Source organism: Streptomyces sp. NPDC055025 (assembly GCF_053608565.1).
In genome coordinates this window covers 69883-82368 of sequence record NZ_JBSGVS010000014.1, presented here as the reverse complement: position 1 = coordinate 82368, position 12486 = coordinate 69883, and the positions used below count along the sequence as shown (strand labels likewise).

Annotated in this window: 12 protein-coding genes and 1 pseudogene; 8 read left to right on the top strand and 5 right to left on the bottom strand. The window is 69.2% G+C overall.

The features are described from left to right. Positions 1–22: 22 nt before the first annotated feature. Both ACWGDX_RS11550 and ACWGDX_RS11545 read right to left on the bottom strand, forming a co-directional pair. The gene (locus ACWGDX_RS11550; protein ID WP_453624521.1) at positions 23–796 is read right to left on the bottom strand and encodes a response regulator; all 774 of its coding nucleotides are present in this window, start codon (positions 794–796) and stop codon (positions 23–25) included. After that, positions 793–2142: a sensor histidine kinase gene (locus ACWGDX_RS11545; protein ID WP_453624519.1), complete on the bottom strand. Its 1350-nt coding sequence runs from the start codon at positions 2140–2142 to the stop codon at positions 793–795. Before ACWGDX_RS11545 ends, ACWGDX_RS11550 begins: the two co-directional genes overlap by 4 nt. A gap of 309 nt (positions 2143–2451) precedes the next feature. Between ACWGDX_RS11545 and ACWGDX_RS11540 the strand changes: the two genes are divergently transcribed. Further along, positions 2452–3267, top strand: coding sequence for a CPBP family intramembrane glutamic endopeptidase (locus ACWGDX_RS11540; protein ID WP_453624517.1), 816 nt, complete (start codon positions 2452–2454; stop codon positions 3265–3267). Positions 3268–3392: 125 nt separating this feature from the next. Here the strand turns inward: ACWGDX_RS11540 and ACWGDX_RS11535 are convergent, their stop codons facing one another. Beyond that, positions 3393–4193 (bottom strand): SDR family NAD(P)-dependent oxidoreductase, encoded by an 801-nt coding sequence (locus ACWGDX_RS11535; protein ID WP_453624515.1) that lies wholly within the window; start codon positions 4191–4193, stop codon positions 3393–3395. Between the two features lie 85 nt (positions 4194–4278). Here ACWGDX_RS11535 and ACWGDX_RS11530 point away from each other — a divergent pair, with 85 nt between their 5' ends. The 7 genes and pseudogenes from ACWGDX_RS11530 to ACWGDX_RS11500 all read left to right on the top strand — a co-directional run bounded on the left by ACWGDX_RS11530 (position 4279) and on the right by ACWGDX_RS11500 (position 10440). After that, positions 4279–5133, top strand: coding sequence for a helix-turn-helix transcriptional regulator (locus ACWGDX_RS11530; protein ID WP_453624513.1), 855 nt, complete (start codon positions 4279–4281; stop codon positions 5131–5133). Between the two features lie 182 nt (positions 5134–5315). After that, on the top strand, positions 5316–5984 hold the full coding sequence (locus ACWGDX_RS11525; RefSeq protein WP_453624511.1) for a HEAT repeat domain-containing protein: 669 nt from the start codon (positions 5316–5318) through the stop codon (positions 5982–5984). A 6-nt stretch (positions 5985–5990) separates the two neighbouring features. Next, positions 5991–6995: a HEAT repeat domain-containing protein gene (locus ACWGDX_RS11520; RefSeq protein ID WP_453624509.1), complete on the top strand. Its 1005-nt coding sequence runs from the start codon at positions 5991–5993 to the stop codon at positions 6993–6995. 953 nt (positions 6996–7948) lie between these two features. Beyond that, positions 7949–8380, top strand: a complete 432-nt coding sequence (locus tag ACWGDX_RS11515) for a DUF4259 domain-containing protein (protein ID WP_453624508.1) — start codon at positions 7949–7951, stop codon at positions 8378–8380. Positions 8381–8669: 289 nt separating this feature from the next. Further along, positions 8670–9152: an iron chaperone gene (locus tag ACWGDX_RS11510; RefSeq protein WP_453624507.1), complete on the top strand. Its 483-nt coding sequence runs from the start codon at positions 8670–8672 to the stop codon at positions 9150–9152. Positions 9153–9450: 298 nt separating this feature from the next. Then, a pseudogene (locus tag ACWGDX_RS11505) lies at positions 9451–10113 on the top strand (IS110 family transposase). A gap of 66 nt (positions 10114–10179) precedes the next feature. Next, complete coding sequence (locus tag ACWGDX_RS11500; RefSeq protein WP_453624505.1) at positions 10180–10440, top strand: hypothetical protein; 261 nt, start codon at positions 10180–10182, stop codon at positions 10438–10440. Positions 10441–10958: 518 nt separating this feature from the next. Here the strand turns inward: ACWGDX_RS11500 and aac(6') are convergent. After that, on the bottom strand, positions 10959–11432 hold the full coding sequence (aac(6'), locus tag ACWGDX_RS11495; protein WP_453624503.1) for an aminoglycoside 6'-N-acetyltransferase: 474 nt from the start codon (positions 11430–11432) through the stop codon (positions 10959–10961). Between the two features lie 93 nt (positions 11433–11525). Further along, on the bottom strand, positions 11526–12068 hold the full coding sequence (locus ACWGDX_RS11490) for a hypothetical protein (protein ID WP_453624501.1): 543 nt from the start codon (positions 12066–12068) through the stop codon (positions 11526–11528). Between the last annotated feature and the right edge of the window lie 418 nt (positions 12069–12486).

Sequence of the window (12486 nt, the reverse complement as noted above, 5' to 3'; positions counted from 1 at the left end):
TTCGCCCCCCACGCCCCGGTCGTCACGCGCTCCCGCCACTCCTGCCGCTCCCGCCGCTCCTGTCGGCGACGCCCGCGCGGTAAGCGAGGACGACGGCCTGGACGCGGTCGCGCAGACCGAGCTTGGTGAGAATGCGCGAGACATAGGTCTTCACCGTCTCGCCGCTGAGCACCAGCTCGGCCGCGATCTCCGCGTTCGAGAGCCCTCGGCTGATCAACCGCAGCACTTCGTGTTCACGCGGGCTGAGCACCTTGAGCCGCTCCCGGTCGGGCGAAACGGCCGGGGCGGAGGGACGCACCCGGTCGGCATACGTACCGATGAGGGTGCGGGTGACAGCCGGCGCGAGCAGGGCCTCTCCGCGCGCGACGGTACGGATGCCCTCGACCAGTTCCCTCGGTGGCGCGTCCTTGAGCAGGAAGCCGCTGGCACCGGCGCGCAGGGCCTCGTAGACATACTCGTCCACGTTGAAGGTCGTGACCACGAGGATCTTCGTACGGTGGGCGGACTCCGGTCCGGCGAGGTGGCGGGTGGCCTCGATGCCGTCGAGCAGGGGCATGCGGATGTCCATCACGACGACATCGGGCCGCAACGCCTCGGCCGCCTCGATCGCCGCACGTCCGTCCGCGGCCTCGCCCACGACCGTGATGTCGGGCTGGGCGGAGAAGATCGTGACGTAGCCGGTCCGTACGAGTGCCTGGTCCTCGCAGACCAGTACCCGGAGGGGAGCCGGCGGAACGTCCGTCCCGGCAGGTCCGGCAGGTCCCTCCGGGGTGGGCGGGGTGGGCGGGGTGCTCATACGGAACCCCCGGTGGGTATACGGGCTCCGACGGCGAACCCGCCGTCGGGCCGGGACTCCGCCGTGAACCGGCCACCGAGCATGTCCACCCGCTCGCGCAGCCCACCCAGCCCTCGGCCGCCCGCCACGTGGCCGCCGCCCGGCACATGGTCGGCGACCCGCGCATGGTCGCCGACCGGCCGTGGCGCGGCCCCGGCGGCGCCGCCGCACGGTCCCTCGGTGGTGATCGCGATATCCATGTGATGGTGACCGTAGTGGACGCGGACCAGCGTGGGCCGTCCGGCGGCGTACTTCACCGCGTTGGTGAGCGACTCCTGTACGACGCGGTACACCGCGAGTTCGGTACCGATGTCCAGGGGAGCCCGTTCGCCGTCCTCGACGAATTCGACCGGCTGCCCCGCCAGCCGGGTCTGCTCGACCAGGTCGGACAACCTCCCGTGCGCCGGGGCCCGTTCACTCGGAGCCGACTCACCGGTGGCCTCCAACACGCCGAGCAGATAACGCAGTTCCGCCAGGGCACGGCGGCCCGTGCCGCTGATCGCGGTCAGGCCCTCGGCCAGCCGGTCGGAGGAATCGGGTGAGGCGGAGAGGAACTGTGCGGCATCGGCCTGGACGACCATCGCTGTCACATGGTGGGTCACCACGTCGTGCAACTCCCGCGCCAGGCGCGCACGTTCCTCGGCGGTGGCCGCCTGTGCGGCGAGCCGTCGCCGCTCCGCCTCGTCCGCGCGACGCCCCCGCACGAACGCACCCACCCCCCAGAACACGGCGAGCGCCAGGAAGTAGACGGCGTAGTCGACGAAGTCCGCCGGGGAGCCCAGCCGCCACAGGACGAGCGCGAAGACCACATACGCCGCCAAGGCCGGCACCGGCAGCAGCAGCCGCCACCGATCCTGGTGGGCGCCCACGGAGTACAGCGCGGCATACAGTCCCAGGCTGCCGACGTTCGACGGATAGGCACACGCCTGATGGGTCGTGAAACAGAGGCCCACCAGCGCCAGACAGATGGCCGGCGCCCTGCTGCGCAGGGCGAGCGGGAGGGTCTGTCCCAGGGTCAGCAGAACACTCGGGGCATCGGCCTGCCGGACGGGCAGGTCGCCGAACTGGGCCCCGACGCTGTCGAGCGGCGCCGCGAACGACAGCACGGCCATCACCACCGCGGACTCAAGGTCGCGTGTGGCCGACGGCCGCGTGCGCCACCAGACCGCCAGGCGGCGGCAGCGCTCGGCCACGGTCAGCAGCAGGTGGGAAACGCGGGTGACGGCCCGCGGGCGGGGCGGCGGCCTGTCGATTCTCACTACGTCCTCGCGGGCTTCGGGATCGTGCGTCGTGCGGAGCGTATCCATGTGCCAGGGGTCCCGGTGTCCCCCGTAAGAGGACATCTCACGGAGCTCGCAGGGGGTGTGGCTCCGACGGGGGACAGCCGCCCTCGGGAAGTGTCCACTCGGCGGTGACGATCCACTGTGCCTCCGGCGCCTACCTTTCCGGCACCGGACACCGGTGCGGTCGCACCGGGCCACGAGGAGGACACCGTGACACCGCGGAACAAGGATCAACAGCCGTCGGCAGGGGACGACTCCGCACCCGCACGACGTGAGGGACCAAAGACGGCGGGTGCGCGCCGGTGGGCGCGGTCTCCGTGGGGCCGGCCCGTAGTGGTGATCGTCGCCCTGGCGGTGTTCAGCGTCCTCGCCGGGCTGGTCAACAGCGTCGCCGACGCGACACCGGTGACAGGTCTGCTGTTCGGTGTGCTGACGGCCGCGCTGGGCATCGGCCTCTACCGCTGGCTGGTACGGCGTCTGGAGGACCGCGATCCGCACGAGCTGCGGGTGGCGGACGCACGGTCCGGAGTGCGGCAGGGCGCGCTGACAGGCCTTGGCGCCTTCACCGTGACGATCAGCGTCATCGCGATGACCGGCAGCTACCACGTGGTCGGCTGGGGATCGTTCGGCGGCGCGCTGACAACGCTGGGACTCATGTGCTGCGTGGCCGTCACGGAGGAACTCATCTTCCGGGGCGTTGTGTTCCGCTTCCTGGAGGAGCACGCGGGTACCTGGGGCGCGATGGCCGCGTCAGGGCTGATCTTCGGTCTCGTACACCTGGTGAACCCGCAAGCCACGGTCTGGGGCGCTTTCGCCATCGGTATCGAGGGCGGCCTGCTCCTCGCCGCGGCCTACGCGGCGACGCGCACCCTGTGGCTGCCGATCGGCCTGCACCTGGGGTGGAACATGGCGGTGGGCGGCATCTTCGGCACCACCGTCTCCGGCTCCGCGGCCGGCCTCGGCAGTCTGCTGGAAGCAACGGTCAGCGGCCCGGAGGCGATCACCGGCGGCTCGTTCGGCCCGGAAGCGGGCGTGGTCGCGATCCTGGTCTGCCTGATCCTCACGGCCCTCTTCCTGCGCCACGCCGGGCGCCGGGGCCGCCTGTACGCGCGAGGCAGCACCCCGCTCCCGACGGCCGCGCGGGGCTGACCGGCCGGACCGGGCCGGCCAGGCCGACCGGGCCGGCCGGCGAGAAGCATCGGAGCGAGGCACATCGGAGCGAAGACCGGCTCGCCCAGGCTTTCCCCTCCAGGTCCCGGCGCCGCCGTCGATTTTCAGGCTCCGGCGCCGCCGTCGACCGGCACGATCGCGCCGGTCACCATCGACGCTCGGTCGCTCAGCAGCCACGCGGCCACTTCGGCGACCTCGCGGGGCTGGGCCATGCGGCCGAGCGGGATGCTCGCGTTGATGCGCTCGACGACACCGGGGGTCGCCGCCTCCCACGCGTCGATCATCTCCGTCGCGGTGCCGCCGGGGGTGATGCCGTTCACCCGGATGCCCTGCCGGCCCCAGGTCACGGCCGCGGTCTCGGTGATGCTGTTGAGCGCGCGCTTCATGGCGCCGTACGCGGGGAGTTCCGGGTTCGCGCGGCGGCTGCCGATGCTTGAGGTATTGACGATCGCTCCACCGCCGCCCCGGCGCATGAGCGCGGCCTCGGCGGTCATGGCGGTCCAGTGCGAGCGGAAGTTCACCGTGAACTGCTCGTCGACGTCCTCGTCGCTCGTGTTGTCGAGCGGGCCGGGCTGCTGGATCGCCGCGCCGTTGTTGAAGGCGCCGTCGAGCCGTCCGTGCAGTTCCTCGACACGGTCGACCGCCGCGCGGATGCTCGCACGGTCGGCGAGGTCCAGGGTGACGGCGTCGGCGACGCCGTCGTCGGCGCGGATCTCGGTGACGATCCGCTGGAGGGCGTCGGTGCTGCGCGCGGCGAGCACGACGGCGGCGCCCTCGGAGGCGAAGAGCCGGGCCGCGGCCGCCCCGATGCCCCGGCTGGCGCCGGTGATCAACACAACCTTGCCGGTGAGCAGGCCGATGGGTGCGATGTCGGTGTTGTTTGTCGTGTCGGTGTTGTTCGTCATGACGACAGTGTCAGCGGGGCCCGAGGCCGGATGCAGGCACAGGCGGTACCAGGATCCGTCGCCGCGCGGCGTGCAGACTGGGGGTATGGACAAGCAGGAGCTCGGTGCGTTCCTCCGTAGCCGTCGCGAGCGGCTCCGGCCGGAGGACGTCGGCCTCCCCTCGGGCTCGCGACGCCGGACACCTGGTCTTCGCCGCGAGGAGGTGGCGGTCCTGGGCCACATCTCCACGGAGTACTACGTCCGGCTCGAGCAGGGCAGGGCGCCACGGCCGTCGGGCGAGGTCCTCGCGGGGATCGCGGGCGCGCTGCGGCTCACGGACGCCGAGTCCGATCATCTCCACGTCCTCGCGGGCACCGCGCCCAGCCGTACGGGACTGCACCGGCGCGACGTCCGCCCGAGCATCCTCGCGCTTCTTGAGCGGCTGCCGCAGACGGCCGCCTTCGTGGTGTCCGCCGCGTTCGAGGTGCTCGCGTGGAACGATCTCGCGGCCGCGCTCATGGAGGACTTCGCCGAGCTCGCTCCGGAGGACCGCAATCTCGCGCGTCGGGCATTCCTCGGGTCGGCGGGCGCCGCCGATGCGACGTTGTACGGGGTCTCCGACGCCGCTGAATTCCGGCACCACGTCGTCATGCGGCTCAGGTCAACCCGCGCCCGATACCCGTCCGACCCCGCGGTGACCGGCCTCGTCGACGAACTCCGCGACGCCAGCCCCGAGTTCGCCCGGCTCTGGGAGCGGCACGACGTGCAGGCCGCGCCGGTGCTCACGAAGACTTTCCGTCACCCGGTCGTCGGGGAGATCACCGTCGACTGCGACTCGCTCACGCTCACGGACCGCGACCAGCACGTCGTGCTCTACAGCGCGCCGCCAGGATCCCCCGGCGCCGAGGCACTGGCTCTGCTGAATGTGCTTGGCGCCGGGGCGCGTGAGTATCTGCGGTAGCTTCGCGGTCGGCCGCGGCATGCGGCGCAGAGGTGTGCGGCGGCAGGGCGTGCGGCGGCAAGGGCGGCCTCGGCAGGGACGCGAAGCGGGCTGTGGAGCGCGCGAAGCGGTTGTCCCGCAGGTGAACCCGCTTGACCTTGACACACTGACAAGGTCTTCACTGTGTCAAGGAGGTGGTCCTGATGACCCTGCCGAAACAGGACACGAATACGATTCGAGCTCTCCAGGGGATGGAGGACAGCCGCTCGTCAGTGCGGCTGCGGGCAGCGCTGGCGGTCGGCACGACCCCTGATCCGCGGTTCATCGGCAAGCTCATCGAGCGATGCGCGACCGAACCTGAGTTCTATGTGCGCGAAATGCTCACGTGGGCGCTCACCCGCCACTCCGCAGCGATGACGGTCCCGGAACTTCTCGATGAAGTCCGCTCCGAGCGTGCGCAGGCACGAAGCCAGGCGTTGCACACACTGTCCAAGATCGGGGATCGGCGAGCATGGCCGGCGATCACACGGGCGCTTCTGTCCGACGCCGACGATGAGGTGGCGCGGAGCGCTTGGCGGGCAGCGGTCGTGCTCGTACCCGGAGGTGAAGAGCCCGAGTTGGCCGCGGTGTTGTCGGCACAGCTCGGACGCGGCGAACGTGAGACACAGCTGAGCCTCAGCCGGGCGCTGATCGCGCTCGGTGAGGTGATTCTGCCAACTCTGCACGCTGCGATGGCGGATCTCGACCCTCGCGTTCGCGCGCACGCGATCGCCACGGAACGGCTGTTGCGCGACCCGGATGCCGGATTCGAGTTCGCGATCGAGGAGGCGAAGCGTGTCGTAGCCCTTGGCAGAACCAACCAGGAGGGGTGACAGGCCGTGTTGATCGGTGATGTGGCACGACGGTCCGGGGTCAGCGCCCGCATGCTCAGGCATTACGACTCGCTCGGCCTGGTGCGGCCGACGGGTCGTACCGACGCCGGCTACCGTGACTACTCCAGCGAGGACATCCAACGGATCTTCCATATCGAGAGCCTGAGGTCATTGGGGCTGTCGCTGCGTGAAGTCGGGCGCGCGCTCGATGATCCCGGCTTCACGCCCTCGGAACTCGTCGGCGACCTCATCCGTCAGACGCGGGAACGCATCGCACGTGAGACGGAGTTGCTCACTCGACTCCGTCGGATCGGTGCCGCGGAACCCGCCGGCTGGGAGGACGTCCTCCAGATCGCCGCGCTCCTCCAGGCGTTGGGGTCAACGAACGCCGGGAAGCGCCAGCGCGCGGCCTTGTCCTCGGTCGAAGAAGTTCCGGTGCCGGTGGAAGCACTGGTCGAGGCAGCGCTGAGCGAGACGGACCCGAATGTCGCCGGAGCGCTTCGATGGGCCTTGGCGCGATCGGGCGACGGCGGATGGGCACTGCTGGCGGAGGGCCTCGGCTCACCAGTACCCGAGGTGCGGAAACGTGCCGTTCAGTCCATCGCTGAGATTCCGGACGATGAGGCGACCGCGCTGCTGCGGAACGCCCTCGCGAACCCCGACCTTGTGGTCCGCAGGTACGCGGCTCTGGCGCTCGGGGCACGCGGAGTGGCCGACGCCGTCCCGACACTCATCGACATGGTCGTCGAGGAGACGAATGACGTCGACGCGGCCGATGCGCTGAGCGCGCTGGCGAGTCGTCCCGCGCTCGCGGATCAGATCGCTGCCAGGCTCGTCGACTGCCTCGCCCACGGCGCCGTTGGATCGTCTGCGCGTCGACGGCTGGCACAGGCGCTCGCGGATATCCCGGGAATCACCGCGTCACGTGCTCTCGCGGATCTGTCACACGACGAAGACCGTGCCGTTGCGCTTACCGCGACATACATCCTCGGGATGCGCAACGCACGATAACGGGTCTTGTTGCTGGTCAGGACGCCGCAGACATCCCCGAACCGGCCGAACCAGCCTGAGCCGCACACGACGATACGGTCCGCCACCGCCACAGCCAGGCGATGGAGTGCCGCATCCGGCACAGGACGCGCACAGCGCCCTGTGACATCGCCCCGTTCGCGTCGGGCATGCAGACTCCGCACCTGCACCGCTTCCTTGCGGCCGCCGAGAACAGCGGCACACCCACGAGTGCTCATCGCCCAGCGCGATGAGGCCTGCCGCCAAGGCCGGCGTCATCATCACGCGCCGGCACGCCGGGCCCGGCCACCGCACCCACGCACGCGGCGGTCGAATCGGACATCATCGCAGATCCAACCGCCACGACCGACACACTTTGCGGACACGGCCTAGGGTCTTTCGTTTGGATCTGGCTGGATCAGGGAGCGCCCGCCGCGGCAGTGGCTGGTGTCCGCGTGGTGCCGTGGATCGCAAGGCGGAGGAGGGAGTCCACGCGGAGCGTAGGCGACCGACGACAACGCGGCGAGGCGCGGTGCCAGGGCACGCGAGCCCAGCAAGATCCAAACGAGAGGCCCTAGCAGCCACCCGGTTCCGCGGTCCGGCGGCGGCCAGTCGGCGCAGGGCAGTTGGAGCGCGACACGAGTGCCGGGATGCTGTCGGCGTTCAAGACGTCGGTGACAGCGCGCAGGGGCAGTCCCTCGTCGAAGTGCAGTCGGACCAATTCGGCAGGCAGGTTAACGATCTCGCGCAGCGCCGGGGCGGCGGCGAGCCGGGGGTAGAAGTCGTCCGCGGACTCGTAGCTGGAGTACGACGCTTCCCAACAAATCCTCCAACCGGAGCAAGACCTCTTTCGCAACCCCGGACTGTCGGCGCGGTCACTCCTGCCACTGCGTCCCGTACCCCTCTTGTCAGTGGCTGATGCGAGGATCCCGGCGAACCTACGCAAGGAGATCAACATGGGCACCTGGGACACCGGCCCCTTCGACAACGACACAGCCGCGGATTTCGCCGACGCTCTCGACGACGCCGAGCCCGAGGAACGCGAAGCCCTGATCCGAGGTGTCCTCACCCGCACCGTCGACGCCACTGGCTACCTCGTGGAGGCGGAAGAGGCGGTGGCCGCCGCCGCATTGATCGCGGCGCAATGCCCGGACGGCGACCCTGTCGACATGCCCTACGGACCTCAAACACCAATGCCGACCTTCCCCACCGATCTTCGGACACTCGGTGAAGAGGCCCTCGCACGCATTGTCAGCGACGAGTCCGGGCCGGCCTCGAACTGGGTCGACCCAGATGACGAGAGACGATGGCGCGCACTGCTCAATCGCCTTCGCGTGGTACTTGCCCCACCGCCACCCACCATCCCGCTCTTTGACTTTGAGCCATGACACAGCGTCACCAGTCACAGAACTCGGGCCAGAACCGAGACTCGACAGCAGATGTTCAGCTCGACGGGAGGTACTCGTTTTTGTCTGGGGGGCGATGCTCACGAGACTGGACAGCGTCCGGCAGACACCCACGTCGGTCGTGACGCAGAGCCGTCAAGCCTGCTCCTTTCCTGGCGAGTGGCCGCCCGTGACGCGGCAACGCGATCGATCAGTTTTGAAGAAGCCTTTGTTACGGCTGTTTCCTAACATAAAGGTCGTACCCAGCGGATCGCACAGAAAGGCACCTCCGATGAAGGACCCCCAGAAGGCCACCACGGGCAAGGGCGGCCGTGCCTATGAGGGCTTCAGCGAAGAGGAACGCGCGGCGATGAAGGAGCACGCGCAGGAGCTCAAGGCGAACGCGCGCCGCGGACCACGCGGCAAGGTGGACGCGGAAGCCGCCGTGCTCGAGAAGATCGCCGAGATGCCGGACGCCGATCGCGCCATCGCCGAGCGACTCCATGCCCTGGTCAAGGCCGGCGCGCCCGAGCTCTCCCCGAAGCTCTGGTACGGGATGCCCGCGTACGCCAAGGACGGCAAGGTCGTCTGCTTCATCCAGTGCGCGGCGAAGTTCAAGACGCGGTATCTGACGATCGGCTTCAGCGACTCGGCGATGCTCGACGACGGCACCATGTGGCCGACCGTCTTCGCTGTGACGAAGCTGACCGCCACCCATGAGAAGACCCTCAGCGCCCTCGTGAAGAAGGCGGTGGGTGACAGCGCGGTCGCGTAGGCGCTGCCACGGCGTTGACCTCCGTCGTCCGCGGTGCTGTTCCGTCATCTGTGCCCCCCGTTACCCTCTTCTACCTTCTTCGTGGCCCGCAACGAGGCCTCCGGCCTTCGGGTCCGGCATGACTTCCCCCCTGTTGTTGATGATCCGGGGGGGCGTCAGGTCCGGAGGCATCGACGGACCGCTAATGAGGGGCTTGAGCACCGGCTTCACCCGAGCCGGAAGAGCTCTCCGTAACGTGGATGCGGCAGCTCGGTGCCCTGGCAAGGCCGGACGAGAGCGTGAGCGGAGGGGCTCGCACGTGATCGACACCGGCGAGATCGACGTCTCCTCGGCCTGGACGTCGCCAAGGGCGAACACCACGCCACCGCCGTCACCCCGGTCGGCGAGAAGGCCTTCGACAAGCGCCTGCCCAACACCGAACCCAGGCTCCGCGAGCTCTTCGCGAAACTCCAGTCCAAGCACGGAACGGTGCTGGTCGTCGTCGACCAGCCGGCCTCGATCGGTGCCCTGCCGCTGGCGGCGGCCCGGGACATGAGCTGCCCGGTCGCCTACCTAACAGGCTGACGACGCGGCGGATCGCCTGCCTCTACCCGGGGGAGGCCAAGACGGACGCGAAGGACGCGTTCATCATCGCGGACGCGGCCCGAGCGATGCCGCACACGCTGCGGACGACCGACGGCGAGGACGAGACGATCGCCGAGCTGGAGATGATCGTCGGCTTCCGATCCGCGGTGAACAGCCTTCCCAACGAGGTGACAAGCAGCTCAAGCGGGCTTTCTTTCTCTCCGCGTTCGCGGCCCTGGGCGACCCGGCATCCCGGACCTACGACGACAAGAAGACCGCCCAGGGGAAGCACCACACTCAGGCCCTGCTCTGCCTCGCAAGACGGCGGGCGGACGTCCTCTTCGCGACGCTCCGCGACGGAACCCTCTACGAGTCCCGTCCCGCCACGGCGACTTGAGATCTTCTTGTCCTGCGGACAGGTGCGTGATCAGCTTCGGAGATGGGGGCCGAGGAATCCACGCACATGAAACTCATCCACCGCTGGCTCGCCGGCGAGGTAATCAACAGCACCGTCGGCATCAAGGTGACCGGCGGCCCATTCAACGGACGGACCAAAATCGTCCAGCTCGATCAGGACGGACTTCCACCCGCACGCCTTCGTGCTCGCGGCGGCCTGGGGCAGACACCCGGAAACCCTGCTGCCTGGCACATCTACACAGCCGTCCATGCCCCCGATACTGCCGCAGGCTGGACCTACGGATACGCCGGAGCCGACAACGACTAAATCTTCCACCGAGGACCCCTCAGGCGCCCACACGGCTTGACCAAAGAGATAGGGGCCCCGAGGGCCCCACTGTCGGCGCCGCAGGAACCAGACCCCGAACTCGTGGGCGGAGCAGGCCTCTTGAGGTCGATGGTCGCGGTCCGTCCCTCGGCCGGGGTGGGTTCCCCGCGGTGCCTTCGAAGCGCTGGAACCCCCGGCCTCCGTGTCAACGAACCACTGGGTGCTCGGGGCACAGGCCCTGCTCCGGGCGGATGAACCCGCGCTGGCGAGCCGTGAACTTGTCGGCGACGACTTCCTCGCACACGGCGCAGCGCTCGCCATTCGACCCGCGCACCCCGGACTCGTAAGTCCAGGTGTCCACGGCCCCAGCGCGGCAGCGCCACTCCGAGCCGCTCGGCGTCCATCCCGGCCGTCACCTGTCACCTGTCAGCCGACAGCCGGCCTCCCGGGCGATCTGCCGTGCCAGAACGGGTTGTTCACCCTCGCCGACAGCCAGTGCACCGGCTCAGGCGACCGCGTCAGGTCAGCTCGTCTGCGAGCAGGTCCATCAGCAACCCGTCCTGCCAAACGCCGGTCCGATGGTCGCGCCAGTACGCTCGCATGATCCCTACGGGTTTGAACCCGACCTTGCTGTAGCTGCGGATTGCAGCGGTGTTGGCCGCGGCGGGATCGATGGTCAGCCGGTGATGGCCGCGTTCCTGCACCAGCCACCGGGCCAGCGTGCGCACGGTGTCGGCGCCAAGCCCCTTCCCGTGATGACTTGCCGTCAGGAAGATGTCGATCCCGGCACGGCGGAACTCGGGGTCGGTCTCTTCGTCGAACTGGACAGCTCCGATGACCTCACCCCCGAAAACGACGGCCAGCATGCCCTCATAGTCGTCCAGAGGCGGCCACCACGCCGCGACTTCCGGTTCTCTTACGATCCTGTCGAGGACTTCGGAATCGCCATCCGTCATCGTCCGCAGCACGACCTTGTCCCCATGCAGTTCCATGCCCTCATTCTCCCTCAGCGGTGAATGCGCCCTCAGAACCAGCATCCAAGGACCGTGGGCCGCGCACCGGACGGTGCGCGGCCCTGGGCGGGATCAGACGTCGATGTTCGACCCTTGAGGAATGGAGTTGAGCACGATGTCACTCAGGGTGACAACCTTGCCCCAATCGAAGGCGTACTTCTCGAACGCGCGGCCGGTGATCCCTCTCTTGAGGCCGTCCGTGATCAGCCAGATCGTGTCCGAGGACGGGGACGTGGCCAGGATGGCGCCCTCCGAGAGGGGGCCGCCGTCGGTGATGCTCTCGATGTCGATCACATGCTGCACGCCCGCGTAGGAGTTGAACAGGTTGAAGTACGTGGGCCCGCTGGGGATCGCCCGGCGCTTGCCATCGATGACGACGTAGATGGTGGCGCCGGTGACCGACTTGATGCGGTAGCCGTTGAGTTCCGGCCGGTCGGCCACCGCGGCCGTCTTCGCATGGACAGGCGCTTCGACGGCACTGAGTTCCGCGACCGTCTTCGCTCGGACAGGCGCTTCGGCGGCGCTCGCCGTGAGCGACGCTCCGAGTCCGAGCGGGACGGCGAGTATCAGGCTGACCGCGCCGAGTAGTACGCGTCGGCCGAGGCTGCTGGACATGGCTCCTCCAAGGAGTCGGGAGAGTTGGCGGGCCGCGGAGCGATTGGCTCTCCGCACCGGCGGCCCCGGACCAGGCTGGCAAAGGTCAAACGGGCTCTCCATCCCAATAAGTTGGGGTACAGCCGCTCACAGGAGGCATCACCCGCCCACTCCCGCCGGTTCGCATCGCCGGGCCGGCCAGGCAAGGCCGGGGAGCGCTGCGCAGCGCTCCCCGGCGGGACAGCGCTGGGGAACGCGGAAGGTGAACCACTCCGGGGCGGGCACTGGGTTCGTTCCCGCAGGCGCGGCTCGGTGTGACCGGCCTCGGGCTGTGGGGAAGAGGGCTACGGCGAGGCCGGGAGGGCTGTCGGCGAGCGCCCGGGGTCCGCTCTTGCGGGCCGGATAGAGATTCGGCGGGCCTGTACGCGGGAAGTTCCCG

Excerpts from the sequence above, each read along its gene's own strand:
- ACWGDX_RS11550 (WP_453624521.1), bottom strand. The coding sequence starts at position 796 with ATGAGCACCCCGCCCACCCCGCCCACCCCGGAGGGACCTGCCGGACCT.
- ACWGDX_RS11545 (WP_453624519.1), bottom strand. The coding sequence starts at position 2,142 with ATGGATACGCTCCGCACGACGCACGATCCCGAAGCCCGCGAGGACGTA.
- ACWGDX_RS11535 (WP_453624515.1), bottom strand. The coding sequence starts at position 4,193 with ATGACGAACAACACCGACACGACAAACAACACCGACATCGCACCCATC.
- ACWGDX_RS11530 (WP_453624513.1), top strand. The coding sequence starts at position 4,279 with ATGGACAAGCAGGAGCTCGGTGCGTTCCTCCGTAGCCGTCGCGAGCGG.
- ACWGDX_RS11525 (WP_453624511.1), top strand. The coding sequence starts at position 5,316 with ATGACCCTGCCGAAACAGGACACGAATACGATTCGAGCTCTCCAGGGG.
- ACWGDX_RS11515 (WP_453624508.1), top strand. The coding sequence starts at position 7,949 with ATGGGCACCTGGGACACCGGCCCCTTCGACAACGACACAGCCGCGGAT.
- ACWGDX_RS11510 (WP_453624507.1), top strand. The coding sequence starts at position 8,670 with ATGAAGGACCCCCAGAAGGCCACCACGGGCAAGGGCGGCCGTGCCTAT.
- ACWGDX_RS11500 (WP_453624505.1), top strand. The coding sequence starts at position 10,180 with ATGAAACTCATCCACCGCTGGCTCGCCGGCGAGGTAATCAACAGCACC.
- ACWGDX_RS11490 (WP_453624501.1), bottom strand. The coding sequence starts at position 12,068 with ATGTCCAGCAGCCTCGGCCGACGCGTACTACTCGGCGCGGTCAGCCTG.